Raw genomic sequence first — 19,839 nt, forward strand, 5'->3', positions numbered from 1 at the left:
AGATTCACAAATGAGCCAAATCCCAATTAATAAATCTCGCCTCTAATAATCGTTTGGCTTCTTTTCGGACCAACCGATACGATCTTCACTGGCACGCCTGTTAATGCTTCAATTCTTTCGATGTAATTCTTAGCATTTTGTGGTAATGCATCAAAGGTCTCGCATTCTGATAAATCTTCACTCCAGCCTGGAAGCGTCTCATAAATTGGTTCACATTTACCTAAGATGTGAAGACTCGCAGGGAAGTTTTCAATAATTTCATCACCGTACTTGTATCCCGTACAGATTTTAACTTCTTCAAATCCTGTTAAAACATCCAATAACATCAAAGCGATACATGTCATCCCATTCACACGTGCTGAATACTTAACGACAACTGTATCAAGCCAGCCACATCTTCTTGGACGGCCAGTAACGGTGCCAAACTCTCTACCTGCAACTCTAATTCTTTCACCGATCTCATTATCGAGCTCTGTTACAAACGGACCTTTACCAACTCTAGTCGTGTAAGCCTTTGTAATACCAACCACTTCACCGATTTGATTTGGACCGATACCAGAACCAATTGTAAAACCACCTGATGTTGGATGAGAGCTGGTTACATACGGATAAGTACCATAGTCAAGATCAAGCATCGTACCTTGAGCACCTTCAAGTAATACTTTTTTACCTTCTTTAAGTGCGCTAAAAACAACTAAAGAGGTATCTGCAACAAAAGGCTTGATGCGTTTCGCATAAGCGTTGTATTGCTCTACTAAAGCATCAGCGTTTAATGGTTCACCACCATAAATTTGTGTAATGATTCTATTTTTTGCTTCTATTTGCTTTCTAAAAAGGGGCTCAAAAACTTCAGGCTCGATGAAATCACAGATTCTAATACCACTTCTCTCCACCTTATCCATATAAGAAGGACCAATCCCTTTTTTGGTCGTACCAATCATGTCCGCACCTCTTGCTTCTTCAGAAAGACGATCGATTTCTCTATGATATGGGAAAACCACATGTGCTCTATCAGAAACTCTTAACGAATCCGTTGAAATGCCTTTTTCTTTTAATCCGTCAATCTCCTTCAAGAAACCTTCTGGATCGAAAACAACACCATTTCCAATTACGTTAATCGTATTATCATTTAATATCCCCGATGGTATCAATTGTAAAGCGTACTTCTTATCGCCAACAACCACCGTATGACCTGCATTATTTCCACCTTGACCTCTAACGACAACATCTGCATCCTTAGATAAATAGTCGATAACCTTACCTTTTCCCTCGTCGCCCCATTGAGCGCCTACAATGACAACTGTTGACATAACAACACTCCTCTTCAATCTATATTTGACTTTGACTGTGCAAAGTTTAGTGCATTTTTGTCCATAGTCATAGTAACAGACTCCCTACACGCTGTCAACAATACTCCGAATAATTTTAAAAACTTAATAATTATTATTCGTATTTGCAGGGAATTTATCTTTTAAAAGCCTATCTATCGTGGGTTTTACGCCCCAACTGCTTTTAAATGCAAGATAATCAGAATAAGCACTTTCATTTGATGCGCAACTACCGACCGCACGGATTAATATGTTTTTAGGCGTGTGAACCATATCGATAAACTCAAGCATTTGCACCTCATAGCCTACAGATTCAAGTGCGAGCGTTCTAAGCGTATCGGTTACAATTGTTGCAAGCTTATCTTTCACCACACCATGCTTCAGTAGAGGCTGCATATCAAGATTGGATAATTGCCCAAAAAGTTCATGCTGACAGCATGGCACAGCAAAAATAACTTTAGCGTTCCAGTTCACTGCTTTTGCAATAGCAGCATCTGTTGCAGTGTCGCATGCATGTAAGGACACGACCATATCTACCTTTTCGTTGTACTGATAGTCTTTGATGTCTCCTATTTCGAAACTCAACCCTTCATAGTTCAAATCCTTAGCCACTTGATTACAGAAGTCGATAACATCCTCTTTTAGGTCAAGTCCTATGATTTTTACATTCATTCCCTTAACCTTTACAAGATAATAGTAAAGTGCAAATGTTAAATACGCTTTACCACAACCAAAATCAATGATCGTTGGCGCTTCACCCAATGTTTCAATAACATCTGACACGAACTCCAAATATTTGTTAAGCTGTCTAAACTTATCGTATTTTTTCTTGTAGACCTTACCATTTTCATCCATAACGCCAAGATGGATCATAAAATCACAGGGCTCATCCTCTGGTATTAAATAGTTCTTTTTTCTATTGTGCTCAACTGTGGTCAGTGCACGCGTCGGTGCTGAAGGCATAACGACGCCTTCACGTTTTTTATTAAATAAAATTTGATAATCACTAATTGTCGTAAACAGTTGCCCTTGCTTAAAATAAGTCTCTAGTAACTCATATAGTTTTTGCTTTGCATCAAGCGCATCTAAATTTTCATGTAGCACTTTTTTATCGAAAACGAACTCAAACTGGTAAAGGAGTTCATCTTTAATTTTGACAGGCTTAATGTTAACTTTATTAAAAGTTTTCTCAACCCCCTTTGCAACATTACTTAGTACAGCAAAAATCAATGTATTTATATCAAATTCTTTTGTCCAAATATCGTATGTGACTTTACGCATCATCAACCTACTTTCAAATTTCTTAAAACGGCAGTATTATTTTATAGTTAATCATTAATTTAATCAAGCAATTGATTTGATTTGGGAACAGCATGTATAATAGGGTTAGGTCTTAACTTTGAAACGAGGTGATCAAATGCCTGATTTTTGGAGCCATCACTTAGCTGCTGATGCCGCACTAAAAACCATTCGAGATAGAGGTCCGGTTTGGGATGATACACATGATAATTTATATTATCTTGGTGCGCAAGGACCCGATTTCTTTTACTACATTAACAAGCTTCATTTCTTAACCAAAACCAACTACAAAGAAGTTGGCAATCTCATACATGATAAAAGAAGAAACACCCTTTTTGAAAATATTTTAAATCTATACAGCAAAACACAAGCACCAGAAGTGATGAGTTATCTTGCAGGCTTTATTACACATTATCTACTCGATGTTACTTGCCATCCCCTGATCTGCCAGTTAGGTCCTGAGGAGGATACCCACAAACGTGTAGAAATGGATTTTGATGCGCTCATCCTTAATAAATATTGGAAGCGCAATCCCAAACATCTAAACCCAAAGCAGTTCATGTGCTCAGACACACAATTAAATATCGGATTTACACCTATATGGGAAAAGCTACTTTGGTCAACTTTTGCCGTCAAAGTACCTGCTGATTCAATGAAATCTGGCCATTTTGAGATGATACGCATCGAATCCTTACTCATAAGCGGTTTTATAGATAGGCTTCCTTTTAAAAGCCAAATTAGCAAATGGATTCATTATGATTTATCCACACTCACTTTACCTGATGTCTCTGATCCAAAACTTTCAATTGAAAGGCAATATGAAACATTTGAGAGTGCCTACATTAGTGGGATCAGCTTAATTACTCAGGCACTTTTCGACCTTGAAAAACTCCGAAAACAAGAAATGAGTATTCCAGAGTTTATGGCGCGTTATATAAAATATGATTTTTTAGGGGAGGCATAACATGTATTCTGACAAACTAGTAGCATCCAAAAATGAAATGGTATCCGCACTACAAGAACTTATCCAAATCAAAAGTGTTAAAGAAGAGCCAAGTGGCGAAAGTCCTTTTGGACTGGGTATTCAAAATGCACTAGATCATATCCTTAAACTTGGAGATGAGATGGGTTTTAAAACAAAGAATGTAGATAACTATGCTGGCTATATTGAGTTCGGTGAAGGTAAAGAACTACTTGGCATCTTGTGTCACCTTGACGTTGTGCCAGAAGGCGAGGATTGGACACATGCGCCCTATGGTGCTGAAATCATCGATGGTAAAATGTATGGTCGTGGAACACTCGATAACAAAGGACCTGCAATTGCATCTCTTTACGCTATGAAAGCACTCAAGGATTCAGGGTTTAAACCAAATAAAAGAATTAGACTGATCTTAGGAACAAATGAAGAAAGCGGCAGCGCTTGTATGGCTTATTACCTAAAACATGAAGAAAAACCTACGGTTGCCTTTAGCCCTGATGCAGACTTCCCGGTTATTCATGGTGAGATGGGCATCGTAGTTTTTGCACTAGAACGAGATTTCGTAGACGCTGATCCCGATGGTGGCATCGAAATTCTATCATTAAAAGGTGGCAATGCACCGAATATGGTTCCCGATTACGCAGAAGCAAAGTTATTGGAAACAAAACCGATACAAGATATTGTTAAAGCATTTAATCAAACGCGCGGCTCTAATATTGAGTATGTTAAGGAAGGCGAATTCACTTACCTTAAATCTCATGGCGTTTCGGCACATGGTTCCACGCCTGAAAAAGGGGTTAACGCTATTTCTCAACTGGTCTGTCTCTTGGATTTAATTGATATTCAAATAGGAGATCAGTCTAATTTTATCCGATTTATGGCAAGCCATATTGGTATGGAAACCGATGGCAAGTCCATGGGTGTGGGCTTTGATGATGCCTACAATCATCTCGTTTTAAACCTTGGAATGATTGATTTAGACCAAAGTCATGGAAAAGCAGTCATTAACATCCGTTACCCAATTACCATGAAAGAGCTCAAAATTAAAACCTCTTTGGACAGTACGGTGAGAGGATCAGGAATTGATATTACAGGTTTTAGGGGTTCAGATCCTCTATTCTTCCCACCTTCACATCCACTGGTAAAGACCTTGATGGATGTTTATAGAGAAAAAACAGGAGATCTTGATGCAAAACCGATTACCATAGGTGGTGGTACGTATGCGCGTGCCATTCCGAATGCGGTCGCATTTGGTGCTCTATTCCCTGGTGCTGATGATACAATGCACCAAAGAGATGAAGCCATTGTCCTTGATGACCTTTATAAAATGAGTGATATATTTGCACTTGCGATTCAACGCCTAGCTGAATAACACACTGTTAGATCGAATCGTTACAAACTAAAATAAGGCGCTTTTCAAGCTATACATTCTAGCCTGAAAAGCGCCTTCATTACTTCATTTGAAAAAGATACCTATTAGTGACACAATAACCGAATTAATAAAAACACCTCATTAAGCGGTCGATAATAAATACTCACTAAAAAAGATTCTTTAAATATGCCTTAAAGTCATCAGAGAGTTCTTCATTTCTAAGCGCATACTCAACCGTAGCGATAAGGTAACCTAGCTTGTCACCGGTATCATATCGTTTGCCTTCAAACTCATAGGCATATATTTCTTTTTGCTCATTGAGCATTTTAAGTGCATCGGTTAACTGTATTTCATTCCCTTTACCTGGTTTGGTCTGTTCAATCATATCGAAAATATCGGGTGTAAGAATATATCGACCCATAATTGCAATATTAGATGGCGCTTCTTCGATGGACGGCTTTTCTACCAAATCCTTCACTTCAAAGAGACGCTCTCCAACCTTTATACCATCGACGATACCGTATTTATTGACTTGGCTCTCATCCACGGATTGTACACCGATAATGGTACTCTCATATTGATCATACATCTCAGCCAATTGCTTGATACACGGTGTTGATGAGTAGACCAAATCATCACCTAGCAAGAGTGCAAAAGGTTCATCACCAACAAAGGTTTTGGCACAAAGAACTGCATGTCCCAGGCCCCTAGCGTCCTTTTGTCTTACATAATGTATGTTTGCCATATTTGAAATGCGTTCTGTTAAATCATATAATTCTTCTTTACCATTTTCTTTTAAGAAAAGTTCCAATTCTGGAGATCGGTCAAAGTAATTTGCTATTTCTTCTTTGTTACGTCCGATGATAATTAAAATGTCTTCAATACCTGCTTCAATTAGCTCCTCTACATTGTAGTGGATTGCAGGACGATCAACTATGGTTAACATTTCTTTTGGCGTCGATTTTGTCGCCGGTAAAAATCTCGTTCCGAATCCAGCTGCCGGTATGACGGCCTTTTTTACTTTCATCTGTGCTCCTCCCAAAAATCGTCAAGTTGTCGCTTAAGAGTGTCAAGATTGGTTGTTTCTTTACCCCATCTTGGCGGTAAAATTCTTTGATAAGTGAGCGATTGAAATCTTTGATCGATTAAAATGATCACACCGGTATCCGTTTCCCCTCTAATGACCCGTCCGGCACTTTGCATGACTTTTCCTATCCCCGGAAACTGATAAGCAAATTCATAGCCTGCATCCATTTCATAATCAAAGAAATTTTTGATTAAGTCATTCTCAAAACTAATCATTGGTAGACCCACGCCTACGACAATTACGCCTATTAGTCGATCTCCCTTTAAGTCGATTCCCTCCGCAAAATGACCACCCAAGACGGCAAATCCAATTAATGATTTATCACTCAGTGTTATGGCATCTGCATCAAAGGTCTGGAGAAAATCCTCTTTGTCTGATTCTGACAAATCTCTGCTCTGTATAATTATATCATACTTATCCTTATATAGACTTTCAAATAACTCCGTCACCTGTCTCAAATAAGCATATGAAGGGAAAAACACTAAATAATTGCCCTTTTTAGCGGACGCCATCGTGTCTATATATTGACACAAACTCATAACAGATGCTTCGCGATCCTTGTACTTAACCGAAACATCTGTAGCAAATAATAGCTTTCGCTTTTCTGTATCAAATGGCGAAGGTAATGAAAGTGCATCTGGCTCTAAATCACCTGTTAGTAGTGTTGAATAATATGCCAGTGGTGTTAATGTTGCAGAGAAAAATACTGTGGCAACCGAGTTATCAATAAATCGCTTTAACTGAGAGGCGGGATTGATATTAAAAAGCTTATACTTTGTTGTACTCTTATCCCCATCAGTGATATAGAACAAATAGCCAGAATCATACAATTCACTGATTCTCATATAGCTGATTATTTCAAAATAAAGATCGAGCACATCTTGATAAAAGGGTGCAAGATGATTTTCAGAAAGCCACTTTTCAATTGTGCCAGAACGTCTTTTTAACTGCTCATAAATATCTTGTTTTTCATCTGCACTGATGTAAAGTCCTCTATCGTCACAAGATTTTCTAACCTCTAATAATGCTTTATTAATGCCCTCTATCGCCTTAGATAAGCCTTTATCCACTTGTCCTAACTGTTTTTTTACACTTAAAAACTTTTCTTTGTGTAACTCAGCTGAATACATCGTTCTAGCCCGATCCACAAGATTGTGTGCTTCATCGACTAGAAAAACATACTTTTCTGTTGGAAACTCAAAAAAACGTCTCAAATAAACCCTTGGATCAAACGCGTAGTTATAGTCACAAATGATTAAATCTGAAAATAAGGCTACGTCTAACGAAAACTCATATGGGCAGACTTTATGCTTTTGTGCATAATAAATGACGGTATCCTTATCAAAGGTCCTCTCATTGCTAACAATATCCCAAAGTGCATCTAAGCTTCTGTCAAAATAACCATCTGCATAGGGGCATTTTTCAGGATAACAGGTTACCTCTTCATTTAAACAAATCTTATCTTTAGCCGTTAAGGTTAACGACTTTAATTTTAATGTTTTTTCTGAGTCCTCGTAAAGTCTGTTTACCGCTTCTTCAGCGACAACCTTGGTAATCGTCTTTGCAGATAGATAAAATATCCGGTCGACAAGACCCTGAGACATCGCCTTTAAACTTGGAAAAAGGGTTGACATCGTCTTACCAATTCCAGTGGGTGCTTCTGCGAATAATGTGCCGCCAGTTTTTATTTTATTATAGATAGAAACTGCTAATTTTCTCTGACCTGGACGATAATTTGCAAATGGAAATACAATGCTTTCCAAACTCGTATTGCGTTCGTGACGCCATCTATTCTTTAAGAACAGCCATTTTTTATATCGATCTACCGTTGTCATAAAAAAAGCTTCTAATTCGTCAACGGTATAAACCTTACGAAGACGTTTCACCTCATTGCTCTCAAAATTGGCATAGGTCAATTGGATGGTCATCTGATCCAGATTTTTATCTCTTCCATAGATCGCGCCATAAATTTTCGCTTGTGCCCAGTGTACAGGAAAGGTATCTATCTCAATCGACTCTAAAAAAATCGATGTCCCCTTTATTTCATCAATCGTCGTTTCACCCTCTATTTCAATTATACCATCAGCTCTTCCAGATACGAGCAAAACTGCTTGAGTCCCCTCTTCCCAAACTTCAATTTGCTTAGAGAGTGTCACTTCAGATCGATAAGCAATGCCTTGGGATTTCTGAATTTTTTGATGCAGTTTAATGCCATCTTGTAATTTTGACTTTCCTTGAAATCTAAGGTCTAATGAGCCTGAGCGATAGACAAACTCTACAAGTTCACGCACTGAAATTTGAAAAGCAGTACCGGAATCTGACATGATATCTCCTAATTTGGCAACAATTGAACGTATGTTCGACTTCTCTATTTTAACAAAAAAACAGAAAAAGAGCCAGTAAAAGCTCTTTTAACTCGATTTCTATGTTTGGTTGTCATGCTAATGTTATTGATTCAGTGCAACATAAAGCGTTTCATTACTCAATACTTTTCTCGAATAAGATGTGCTATAAGTTTTATATGCAGAATAGTACTTTGATAAGTTACCAGCGCCTCGATTGTAGACGGATAAAATTCTCTCGTAATCTGCACCGTAATCGTTCATAAGAACATCCAAAAATTTTATGCCAAGTGCAAGATTATACTCTGGTTCAAAAATACGATTTGGATCATAGGTAAGCCCTAGCTCATCGCCAAATGTTGTCGCTAGATATTTTTCGGTTACAGGTATAATTTGCATGTAACCTCGATCTTGAGACATGCCGACCAAGTCTTTTTCAAAATTACTTTCTACATCAATAATCGAAAGTACCAATGAATACGGGATGTCATAAATATCAGCGTATTTAACTAGTGCGACTGCACTTTCATAATCAAGGGGTGTCGCATCTGAAATTTCTTGTGCTTTTTCTAACTGTGTTAAATCCATCGAATCAAAATCGACAAATTTAGACAACTCTTTGTACTCCTCTACCAAGGGCTGTTGACGTTCAATTGTTTCATTAGCTTTTTCAAGTTCAGTTGATAGACTATCTATCGTTTCTTCTTGTGTATTTATCTTTTGAGTTAATTCCAAATTTGCAGTTTCATAACTTTCTAGTTTTTTATTCGTCTGAACTTGGTTTGTAATAAAGATCCCAACAACCAATAAAAGGATCGTCACCGTACCCAAAATAACGAATGATTTCTTTTTCATGATCTCAACCTTTCTAAAATAATATGAACATAGCAAACGCGCTATGTTCCATCATGACTTTCAAATTATAACCACAGGTTGAGTCAATGTCAATTAAGAAAATGTAACTTATGTTGTTAACCACTAAACAACTATGAGAATTGGCTTTTATTTCCACCTTTGAAACTCTTGTAAATGCCCATTTAGAACATATGGTCACTCGAGTGTATCTAATTGTTTTGTAATTTTTATACAAACGAAGTCCCATTTTTTTACTTTTCAAGCTGTAACCCAATAAAATAGCGAGCTTCAATTGTGTCTGAGGCTCGCTTTTTTTAAGTGTGAATTTTGATTAAAATGCCTTATATTCTATTGATTTTTAAGAAAAGTTACCTCATATAATACAATAAGGTCATATAATGCGGTCCGAGAGGTATTATTAAAAAGGGTTTCCACATCATTAGGACCATAATTTGGATTATAATCGCTAAGAATGGTCTCAATTCTTGTATAAAAGTAACTATCCATTCTTGTTTTCACGATATTTTCAACCGCAATTTTTAAATCGTCCTCAGAAAGCCCCTTGTCTAATTTCGAAATTTCTTCCATTAAAGCTTCATGATGTTCTTCAACATCAAATACACGCATCTCATCTTTAACCAATTCAAGGACAATGGCCATTTCTTCAGATGGCGTTTCCTCATAATACTGTGTTTCAGAAGTTTCTTCAGTGTTAAGGGTCTTGCTTACCACTATTTCCGAACGACTACAGGCTGTAACTGTAAACAGGATAAGAAGTAACATTACTGCCGCTAGTAGTTTTATCCTCATGGTTTAAACCTGCTGTTTTGATATGCTTGCATCTTCATGAGTCTACTGGTGTTAATTTGCGTATTATCTGCTTGCTTATCCTCTGCTTTAATGACTGGTCCTTCTTTCTTTTGAAGCTCATTTATAAGAACACTAATTGTATCAGAAACTTGAGATTGTTTTGCAATTGCATATTTCTTTTTTATTCGCTCGATGTCATTTGATGCAAAAGCCAATATTATATTTGCTTCTTTATAGCTTATTTTTTCTTCTATTAAGTCAATGACTTGATCGACCAAACTATTCGTCTCTTTTTTGCTTACAAAGGATTTTGGCGTTTCATCTGAATCTGATAGAAGATAAGCTGCAAGTTGTCTTCTCCGTTCTGCTTCAGAATCTATTTCGCTTTCTCTACTATTATTGTGAGCATCGAAGACTTCTACATCGCTTTCGTTTGACTTAAAAAAGCCTGGTTGAAACTCCTCTGTTTCTACTTCTACTGTACGTGTAATCTCTATAGCATCTTCATCACGAACGACATTACTATGTCTTCTGATCGCAGGATGCTTATGGTAGTCATTTGAAAGATAGCCTTTAATTCGAAGGGAATCAAATGCCCTTTTCGCTGTTACAGGGGAACACCCCATTGCACTACCCAGCTCATCTGAACTGAGGTGTGCCTCCTCTTCATCAAGGCTCATCAGCACAATTAGACACATTTTTTCATAAATATCCAAATTCTCATTATTGAATATTTCACTTCTTATGGTTTCCCAAATAGACATATACGCCTCCAAACGCTTTTGAGTTAACACTTTACAAAAATATCACTGAGTAGTTACAAACAAATATCAGCAGCCATGAAAATCTAATAAATCTCAACATAAATTGAATATTCTTACAATTATAGTTTAATCGATTAACTGTATTCTGTGAAAGACTTTTTTACCCTTTTTAATCATTAACTGATTATCCGTAAATGAAGATAAATCTATCATCAGATTAGCATCAGTAACGACTGACTCTTGAACGCTCACACCGTTTTGTCCGATTAAGCGTCTGCCCTCACCCTTAGATGGTATTAAACCCAACTCAACCATCAAGTCTAGTAGCTGCACTGATTCAGCAAACTTTTCTTTTGAGAACTCAGTTGTCGGTACATTTTCAAGATTATTTCCGCCACCGAAAAGTGCCTTAGCTGCATCTAATGCTTTTCTTGCTTCTTCTTCACCATGGACGATCTTTGTAAATTCAAATGCTAAAATTTCTTTTGCTTTATTGATTTCTGATCCTTCAAGTGCACTTAATCTAAGTACTTCCTCCATTGGTAAAAACGTTAACAGTCTGAGGCAATTTTCAACATCTGCATCTTCTACATTTCTTAAATATTGGAACAGCTCAAATGGTGATGTCTTATCAGGATCAATCCAGACGGCACCCTTTTCAGTTTTTCCCATCTTCTTACCATCACTTGTTAATAGTAGTTTAAATGTCAAACCAAAGACCTGTTTGCTGTCCATTCTTCTTACAAGGTCTACACCTGCGATTATGTTTGACCATTGATCATTACCACCCAATTGCATTTGGCAATCAAATCTTCTTTCTAATTCTAGAAAATCATAGGATTGCATAATCATGTAGTTGAACTCTAAGAAACTTAGACCTTTTTCTAGTCTTTGCTTGAAACACTCTGCTGTTAACATTCTGTTTACTGAAAACTTGCTTCCAATTTCTCTAATAAAAGGAATATATTCAAGCTTATCTAACCAGTCTGCATTATTGGCAATATACCCTGACTGGCCATCTAGAGTCAGGTATTTCTCCATTTGACGACGTAAGCCTCTTCCGTTTTCTTCAATGTCTTCAGGTGTTAACATTTTTCTCATATCTGTTTTACCCGATGGATCACCTATTTTTGCGGTACCACCACCTACTAAAGCGATTGGCTTATGACCCGCTCTTTGCATGTGCATCATCACCATAATCTGAATAAAGTGACCTAAATGCAAACTATCTGCAGTTGGATCGAATCCAATGTAAAATGTAACGCTTTCTTTTCCAAGTAGTTCTCTTACTTCTTCTTCGTGTGTAACTTGTTCAATAAATCCTCTTTCCATAAGGATATCGAAAACATTTCTTTTGTCCGTATTTTCTTGCATACCTACCACCTCTTGTCATCGTATTCATACTCTTATTTGCATCCAGACACTTTGTCATTGGATTAAAAACACGTTTTTGAAAAACAAAAAGGGTCCTCCCCGTCAAAGGACGAGAGAACCCGTGTTACCACCTTAATTTACAGCATCAAATTACATACTGCCTCTAAACAGTTAACGCCTGTCACGTGACGATTTCTCGTCAAGGCTCACAAGCCATAATTCAAATCCGAACTTGCTAAGCTTTCACCATCCGCTTAGTCTCTAATTTCAATTTCAAAATTCTACTACTCTTGATCATCACCCTTGTTTAATTATTGTAAAGTATAAATAATTTTGATAAGTCTGTCAAGTCTATTATTTTTTAGTTTTGCATCAGTTATTACATCAGTGTCTCGACGAATAACGTACGATCCTTTACCAAATCTACAAACTTATCATTCACTTTCACCGTTGGACGCGTTGGAAAGTTCGTATCCACATAGACAATAACGCCTTCAGATCCATCAGATAAGACGACTTTTTTACCCATAAAATACTCTGAAAGTCGCTTTATGAAAACATAGCAAACTTCTCCGTCAAATAGTTTCCCACTGTACCAAGAGATATAATCCGCAGCCATAAGCGGTGACATCCCCTTTTTGTATGGGCGATCCGTGATCAAAGCATCAAAGACATCGCAAACCATGATGATCTTTGCGAAATCATGAATTTGGCCCTCTTTTAGCCTTAAAGGATAACCAGAACCATCCAGCCTTTCATGATGATGAAGTGCAGCATATTTGATATTTGAAGATACGCCTTTTGTTCTTAATAGAATACTATAACCAAACTGCGCATGCTTTTTAATGAGTTCATACTCTTCCATTGTCACGTTGGTTGGTTTTTTTAGAACGAAATCTGGAATACTTAATTTACCAATATCAAAAAGGAGCCCTGCTTCACCAAGCTCAACCAACTCTTCTTTAGAATATCCCAACCATTTTCCAATCATAGTTGCCAAAATAGAGACCCTAACTGAATGCTGAAAAGTGTAGTCATCATTATCTTTAAGCTGATTTAAACGCATGAGAACATCGTTATTTCGAATCATATCCGGTAATAAATCTTCAACATTCTTTCGAATTCGATCTAAGTTGAGTTCGCCATCTTGCTGAATTTCATCGAAAATAGCGCGTGTATCTTCTATCGTCTTTTCATGCTTAACGTCTATTGGAACATTGCCTTCGCCTGTTAAAACATGAATTTCCATGTTCCTGTTAACCACGCTTCTAATCGTTGGTTCATAAACATGATCATCTATCTCTGCAAGGTCTTGCTTTAGCTTTTCCAAGTCGAAATTCACATCTGTAATTTTTGCTTTACTGATAATCTTTTCTAAATCGAGCTCAGGAGTTGAATAGGGTTCACCCTCATACTCTAAAATATAAATATCTGTAATTTTCATTTTTTCTAGTAGTGCGATGTGTCTTTGTGTTAAATGAGTTCCTCTGCTTAATAATTCTACAATTCCTTCTGCATCAACTATTGGCGCACCTAAAATCATACCTTCAGTTAATTGATTGTAATCAACCCTTTTCATAACATCACCATCTACTTTCTGTTAGAACTTTCAACTAAGATACTTTACTTTTGAAAAATATGGTTATCATTCCTGGACCACAGTGTGCTCCCACTGCACATCCTAATTGGTTTATTATAAACTTACTTGAACCATAAACGGTTTCAAAATGACTTTTTACTTCCAATGCTTCTTCCTCATTTAAGGTATGGGCAATCCCAATGATTTGTCGATCCAATTGACTGCCATGATCTCTAATGTATTCGTATAGCTTTGCTAAAAGTTTTTTCTTTCCCTTTGCCTTGTCAAAAGGAACCAATGCCCCTTCTTGTACATGTAAAATAGGTTTGATATTGAGAATATTACCGATGATAGCTTGTGATCGACTAACGCGACCACCCTTTAGAAGATATTCAAGATCATCCACTGAGAATACATGAACCATATTGCTCTTTGTCTGATCGATATACGACAAGATCGATTCAAGATCCGAACCCTCTTCTGCCATTCTCGCAACTTCAATTGCCAAAATGCCTAACCCAAGTGAGACACACTTGGTATCTACAATGGTCATATTAAAGTTTGGAAATTCTTCTTTTATTGATTCATATGCCAACACTGCGGTTTGATAGGTCCCTGATAATACAGAAGAAAAAGCAAGATAAAGATAATGATCGTCTGATTTTGCGTATTCTCTAAACTTATCAAGAAAATGACCGAGCGGAATCTGTGCCGTCTTTACTTCTGATCCTGACTTCATCGCATTGTACAAAGCGTCTGAATCAATTGTGACCCCATCTAAATGCTCTTTTCCATCTATATAGACCAATATAGGTAGTATTTCCAAGTGTTCGTCAATTGCTATTTGTTTTGGTAAATCTGATGCACTGTCTGTTACAACTCTAATTTTCATTTTTGCCTCCACCTATTCTATGTCTTTGTAACTTTTATTGATTAAGGCATACCTATTATGATCTTCCCATCTGCCATTGATCTTTAGATAAGCCTTCGAACAGCCCTCAAACTCAAAGCCTGCAGCCGAAATCAGACGAAGTGAGGCTGTATTTCTAGGAATTATATTGGCTTCTAGTCTGTGAAGCACTAAAGCATCAAAAGCAAATTTTATGGTTGCATTTACTGCTTCTAATCCAAAGCCTTTACGTGCATGCTTTTCACTGAGTTTATACCCCAGATATGCGGATTTAAAAACGCCTCTGATGATATTTGTAATTGCAACGGTTCCAATCAATTCATTTTCTTGAGTAAATATCCAAAATCGATACATCTCCCCACGATCCATTGCATAATCATCTAATTCTAAGCTTTTTTCTTGAAACGCCTCACTAAAAAAGCCTTCACTTCTGAGTGGCTCCCATAGCTTTAAAAATTCTCTATTCTCTAAATAGTATTTCGTCACCACGCCATAATCTTTTGGGGATAAAGTCTTCAAAATCAATCGATCCGTTCTAAGTGTTATCTGCTCCATTTGTTGCTCCTTTAATCTTTGCAATCGCATTGGCTAAACTAGCAAATTCGTCTATCGTCAACACTTCACCACGCATATTTTCAGGTATTCCAACTTCAGCTAGCGCCAATTTGGTTTGCTCTTTGGTGAGCTTTAAAAAACCAGAAGACAATGCATTCAACAATGTTTTTCTTCTTTTTCCAAATGCATCTTTTATGGTAAGGAAAAACACTTCCTCATCTAATAGCGTCACCGGCGGGTTTTCTCTTACATTAAGTCGAATAACCGTTGAATCAACGTTCGGCATCGGCATAAAAGACCCTCTGGAAACTCTTGTAACGATGCTCGGCTCCGTAAAGTACTGAACCACTACTGATAAAGCACCATAAGCTTTCGTTCCTGGCCCTGCAACGATACGATCAGCAACTTCCTTTTGTATCATAACGATCAAATCGCTTATAGGGATACGCTCTTCGAGAAAGAGCATAATAATTGGTGTCGTAACATAGTATGGTAGATTGGCAATCAACTTTGGTTTTCTATCACCAAACTCTTCTTTAATCAATGCTTTAACATCTGTCTTTAAAACATCTTGATTGACTATCTTAAGGTTATCATGATGTCCAACTGTTTCTCCTAATACAGGTATAAGCGATTTATCAATTTCAATACTCACAACCTTTTCAGCAGATTCGCAAAGAGCATTGGTCAAAACGCCAATACCAGGACCAATTTCAAGAACGACGTCCTCTCCTCCAACCTCTGCACCATCAATAATTCGCTCGATTACATGATCATCGATGATAAAGTTTTGACCTAAGCTTTTACTAAAGTGAAAGCCGTATTTCTCCATAATGTATTTAATCGTTCTTGGTGACGTTAATCTATCCATAATGCCTCACTCTTTAGTAATAATTTCATAAGCGTCAATGAACTCTTGTCTTGTAACGCCATAGTGATTGAGTCGATTTAAAAACTGTTTTGCATTGCAGTAGCCGATGCCAAGCACTTTACCCATCTTATTTCTAAGCACTGCAGAATGTGGATAGCCCTCAAGCTCAAGTGTAATCATATCCTGCTTAGTAAATGATACTTCAGAGATCTCTATTAAAGTTCTAACTTTTGAAAGTGCATCTAAAATACTCTCAGGAGAAGCATTCTCTATCCCGATATCGCCCTTGTACTCAGCATCTTCTCGACTTAAAAACGCATGCTTACAGTTAGGACAACGCTTTGCAATGCGTTCTCTAATTCTTTCACCAGCATGGTCTGGGTCAGTAAAAATAATAATTCCCGTGGTCTTAGCTGCATACTCAATCTGTTTAAAAATCTTTTCATTCAATCCAAAACCACTGGTTGTAATGATATTGCATTTTAATGCTTTTTTGACTGCCGCTTCGTCATCTTTACCCTCAACGACAATCGTCTCTTTAATTTGTTCCATAGACTCTCTTTCTAGCCCATTATGGCTACTCGTTTATATTAAAAAATCTCATTGCATTTTCCTTGGTTATTTGGGCCATTTCTTCTAAATAAACCCCTTTAATATTCGCCATTCTTTGACAGGTGTGGCGAACATACATTGGTTCATTTCTCTTGCCTCTGTACGGTTCTGGTGTTAAATAGGGTGCATCTGTTTCAATCATAAGTCGATCTACAGGGACAGCTTCAACGACCTCAACCGTTTTTCTAGCATTCTTATAGGTCAGAGGCCCTGCTATAGATATATATGCCCCAAGCTTAACGTATTGCAATGCCAGCTCCTTACTACCAGAGTAACAATGCATCAAAACGCCTGTCTCAAACTGACGCTCTTCTTTTAAAATTTTTAGCACATCTTCGTTGGCATCTCTATCGTGAATAACGACAGGTAGATTTAGCTTTTTAGCCAATCTAAGCTGCTCTATAAACCATTTCTTTTGAAGCTCTCTTGGGGATAAATCTCTATAATAATCCAGTCCAATTTCACCGATCGCTTTAACTTTAGGATTTTGAGCAAGCGTTTCAATCTCAGAGAGCATTTCTTCTGTCATCATCTCGACATCATGCGGATGAATACCTACTGCAGCATAGATAAAAGGGTAGAGATTTGCGAGTTCAACTGCCTTTTGACTCGATGGTAAATCTGCGCCAGGATTTAAAACAAAATCTATTTGATTGAGCTGCGTTCTCTTGATCATTAACTCGCGGTCATCATCAAACTGACTCGCGTCTAAGTGGGAATGTGAATCAAAAAACACGTTTACCTCCAATTCATAACCAAATCTTCGATATATAACTTTCAAACACGCTATTAGATACAATTAACCCTCTAAATAGGTGTTTTCATTCAATATTATTAATATTTCTAATACAGTCAACATCTTTAAAAAAAAATTTATCTACTTATTATATTATGCCTTAATCTCATAAAAAAAGAAATACCCCCATATGAATAACGGGGGCGTTTCAACATTAAGTTCTTTTTACTAATTTAAATTCTTTTTCTAATTAAGACACATTACTAACCTCTTAAGATACCGTACTACCATCTTCGATATCAGCAGTTACAAGCGTTAGCTTTTCACCACTAGTCGCTGCGAGAATCATACCTTGTGACAACTCTCCTCTTAGCTTAACTGGTTTTAGGTTAGCCACAACGATGACGTCCATTCCCACTAGCTCTTCAGGCTTGTAATTTTTAGCAATTCCTGAAACGACCTGTCTCTCCTCATTTCCAACTTTTAAAGTTAAAATTAAAAGTTTATTGGCATCTGGATGTGGTTTAGCAGCGATTACTTTTGCCACTCTTAAATCCACTTTAGCGAAGTCGTCTATTGTAATTTCTGGTTTTAAAGGTATAGAAGGTGCCTCAACTGCCTCCGCTTCCTTTGAAGCACCAGCAGCTGCTTCTTTTGCTTGTCTACTTAGTTCTTCTAAAGCTTCAAGTTCAAGCTTAACATCAATTCTTGGGAAAAGTGCTTCGCCCTTTTGTACTTTTGTTCCAACTGGATAGAGTCCAAACTGATAGGTAGTGTCCCATACAGTTAACTCACCCTCTTTGATACCGAGCTGCTCCCAGATTTTTCTTGAAGTATGAATCAAGAAAGGTTGAATTAACGCAGAAATCAATCGGATACTTTCAACGAGGTTATATAATACTGTATCGAGTTTTCCTGCTAACACTTCTTCTTTAGCAAGTGCCCAAGGCATTGTTTCATCAATATATTTATTTGTTCTTCTTACGACCTTCCAAATTTCTTCAAGTGCACCTGAAAAATCAAGATTGTCTAATTTTTTATCTACAAGATTGCTCGCTGAAGTCGCTACAAGCTTTAGATCCGCATCAAAATCAGTTGCATCGCTTGCACTTGGCACGATACCTTCGCGATATTTTTCAACCATTGAAATGGTTCTTGATACAAGGTTGCCTAAATCGTTGGCTAAGTCAGCATTGATTCTGTTAAGAAGAACTTCATTCGTAAAAAGACCATCTTGTCCAAAAGTATACTCTCTCAACAAGAAATACTTAAGTGCATCAACACCATATCTTTCAATTAATACGACAGGATCAACGATATTACCAACGGATTTCGACATTTTACCACCTTCTAATAGAATCCAGCCGTGACCAAATACTTTCTTCGGAAGTGGTAATTCTAAAGCCATTAGGATCGAAAACCAAATAATTGTATGGAATCTAACGATTTCTTTACCCACTAAATGCACATCAGCTGGCCAAAACTTAGCAAAGTTACCCTCCGTCGCTTCTGGATAGCCAAGAGCAGTAATATAGTTGCTGAGTGCATCGATCCAGACATAGATGACGTGGTCGTTATCCATTGGTACTGGAATCCCCCAGTTGAAAGTCGATCTCGACACACACAAGTCTTCAAGACCTGGTTTGATAAAGTTATTGACCATCTCATTGATGCGAGATTTTGGCTCAAGTATTTCTGGATTAGATTCAAAGAGCTCTAAAAGACGATCTTGATATTTTGATAATTTAAAGAAATACGCTTCTTCTTTTGTACTTTGTACCGGTCTACCACAGTCAGGACAATTGCCATCTTTTAATTGAGATTCAGTCCAAAACGACTCACATGGCGTACAGTATAAACCTTCGTACTCTCCTTTATAGATATCACCTTTGTCGTACAAATGCTTAAAGATTTGAGAAACTCTTCTTTCATGTTCCTCATCCGTTGTACGAATAAAGTGATCGTAAGAAATTTCCATGGTCTCCCATAGTTTTTTGATCTCGCCTACAACCTCATCTAAAAAAGCTTTAGGATGAAGACCTTTTCCCTCTGCTACGTTTTGAATCTTTTGGCCATGCTCATCTGTTCCAGTTAAAAACATAACGTCATAACCAGTTACTCTTTTGTATCTCGCAATCGCATCAGCTGCTACAGTCGTATAAGTGTGTCCGATGTGAAGCTTTGAGCTTGGATAATAAATCGGTGTGGTTACGTAATAAGTTCCTTTTGACATAAAATCGCCTACCTTTCAATTTTATAAATTATCATTTTTTATTTGTTTTTTGATTTTTTTTACCATGTATCATTTTTATTATTAATCTTTTCAATTATTTTTCTTTTCTAATAAATAACTTTTCTCATCAACC

General features: G+C 37.2%; 17 protein-coding genes and 1 other annotated feature. Of the genes, 2 read left to right on the forward strand and 15 right to left on the reverse strand.

Features of this window, described 5'->3' with window-relative positions:
- Positions 1-26 precede the first annotated feature (26 nt).
- Both AC4PID_RS07800 and AC4PID_RS07805 read right to left on the reverse strand, forming a co-directional pair.
- Positions 27-1,310 (reverse strand): adenylosuccinate synthase, encoded by a 1,284-nt coding sequence (locus AC4PID_RS07800; RefSeq protein ID WP_492135012.1) that lies wholly within the window; start codon positions 1,308-1,310, stop codon positions 27-29.
- Between the two features lie 123 nt (positions 1,311-1,433).
- Complete coding sequence (locus AC4PID_RS07805) at positions 1,434-2,609, reverse strand: class I SAM-dependent methyltransferase (protein ID WP_492135013.1); 1,176 nt, start codon at positions 2,607-2,609, stop codon at positions 1,434-1,436.
- 136 nt (positions 2,610-2,745) lie between these two features.
- Between AC4PID_RS07805 and AC4PID_RS07810 the strand changes: the two genes are divergently transcribed.
- Positions 2,746-3,591, forward strand: a complete 846-nt coding sequence (locus AC4PID_RS07810) for a zinc dependent phospholipase C family protein (RefSeq protein WP_492135014.1) — start codon at positions 2,746-2,748, stop codon at positions 3,589-3,591.
- Position 3,592: 1 nt separating this feature from the next.
- Complete coding sequence (gene pepV, locus AC4PID_RS07815; protein ID WP_492135015.1) at positions 3,593-4,978, forward strand: dipeptidase PepV; 1,386 nt, start codon at positions 3,593-3,595, stop codon at positions 4,976-4,978.
- Positions 4,979-5,144: 166 nt separating this feature from the next.
- On the opposite strand, the gene galU is transcribed toward pepV, so the two are convergent.
- The 13 genes from galU to metG form a co-directional block, all read right to left on the reverse strand.
- Positions 5,145-6,005 carry a UTP--glucose-1-phosphate uridylyltransferase GalU gene (galU, locus tag AC4PID_RS07820; RefSeq protein ID WP_492135016.1) on the reverse strand — a complete coding sequence of 287 codons (861 nt, stop codon included), beginning with the start codon at positions 6,003-6,005 and terminating at the stop codon, positions 5,145-5,147.
- The gene (locus AC4PID_RS07825; protein ID WP_492135017.1) at positions 6,002-8,389 is read right to left on the reverse strand and encodes an ATP-dependent DNA helicase; all 2,388 of its coding nucleotides are present in this window, start codon (positions 8,387-8,389) and stop codon (positions 6,002-6,004) included. The genes galU and AC4PID_RS07825 overlap by 4 nt, the downstream gene beginning before the upstream one ends.
- Positions 8,390-8,512: 123 nt before the next feature.
- Complete coding sequence (locus AC4PID_RS07830; protein ID WP_492135018.1) at positions 8,513-9,262, reverse strand: transglycosylase SLT domain-containing protein; 750 nt, start codon at positions 9,260-9,262, stop codon at positions 8,513-8,515.
- Between the two features lie 348 nt (positions 9,263-9,610).
- Entirely contained in the window at positions 9,611-10,072 is a 462-nt protein-coding gene (locus AC4PID_RS07835) for a hypothetical protein (RefSeq protein ID WP_492135019.1), read from the reverse strand.
- Positions 10,069-10,836: a hypothetical protein gene (locus AC4PID_RS07840; protein WP_492135020.1), complete on the reverse strand. Its 768-nt coding sequence runs from the start codon at positions 10,834-10,836 to the stop codon at positions 10,069-10,071. The genes AC4PID_RS07835 and AC4PID_RS07840 overlap by 4 nt, the downstream gene beginning before the upstream one ends.
- Positions 10,837-10,962: 126 nt before the next feature.
- On the reverse strand, positions 10,963-12,210 hold the full coding sequence (tyrS, locus tag AC4PID_RS07845) for a tyrosine--tRNA ligase (protein ID WP_492135021.1): 1,248 nt from the start codon (positions 12,208-12,210) through the stop codon (positions 10,963-10,965).
- Between the two features lie 102 nt (positions 12,211-12,312).
- Positions 12,313-12,517 (reverse strand) — a binding site (T-box leader).
- 72 nt (positions 12,518-12,589) lie between these two features.
- Positions 12,590-13,789 (reverse strand): HD-GYP domain-containing protein, encoded by a 1,200-nt coding sequence (locus AC4PID_RS07850; protein WP_492135022.1) that lies wholly within the window; start codon positions 13,787-13,789, stop codon positions 12,590-12,592.
- 34 nt (positions 13,790-13,823) lie between these two features.
- Complete coding sequence (locus AC4PID_RS07855) at positions 13,824-14,681, reverse strand: DegV family protein (protein ID WP_492135023.1); 858 nt, start codon at positions 14,679-14,681, stop codon at positions 13,824-13,826.
- A gap of 12 nt (positions 14,682-14,693) precedes the next feature.
- Positions 14,694-15,254, reverse strand: a complete 561-nt coding sequence (locus AC4PID_RS07860; protein ID WP_492135024.1) for a GNAT family N-acetyltransferase — start codon at positions 15,252-15,254, stop codon at positions 14,694-14,696.
- Positions 15,235-16,125 carry a 16S rRNA (adenine(1518)-N(6)/adenine(1519)-N(6))-dimethyltransferase RsmA gene (rsmA, locus tag AC4PID_RS07865; RefSeq protein WP_492135025.1) on the reverse strand — a complete coding sequence of 297 codons (891 nt, stop codon included), beginning with the start codon at positions 16,123-16,125 and terminating at the stop codon, positions 15,235-15,237. Before rsmA ends, AC4PID_RS07860 begins: the two co-directional genes overlap by 20 nt.
- A gap of 6 nt (positions 16,126-16,131) precedes the next feature.
- A complete protein-coding gene (gene rnmV / locus AC4PID_RS07870; protein ID WP_492135026.1) occupies positions 16,132-16,677 on the reverse strand; it encodes a ribonuclease M5 in 546 nt (181 codons plus the stop codon).
- 25 nt (positions 16,678-16,702) lie between these two features.
- Positions 16,703-17,473 (reverse strand): TatD family hydrolase, encoded by a 771-nt coding sequence (locus tag AC4PID_RS07875; RefSeq protein ID WP_492135027.1) that lies wholly within the window; start codon positions 17,471-17,473, stop codon positions 16,703-16,705.
- A gap of 271 nt (positions 17,474-17,744) precedes the next feature.
- A complete protein-coding gene (gene metG / locus AC4PID_RS07880) occupies positions 17,745-19,706 on the reverse strand; it encodes a methionine--tRNA ligase (protein ID WP_492135028.1) in 1,962 nt (653 codons plus the stop codon).
- Between the last annotated feature and the right edge of the window lie 133 nt (positions 19,707-19,839).

Source organism: Fusibacter sp. QWL-12 (assembly GCF_058683495.1).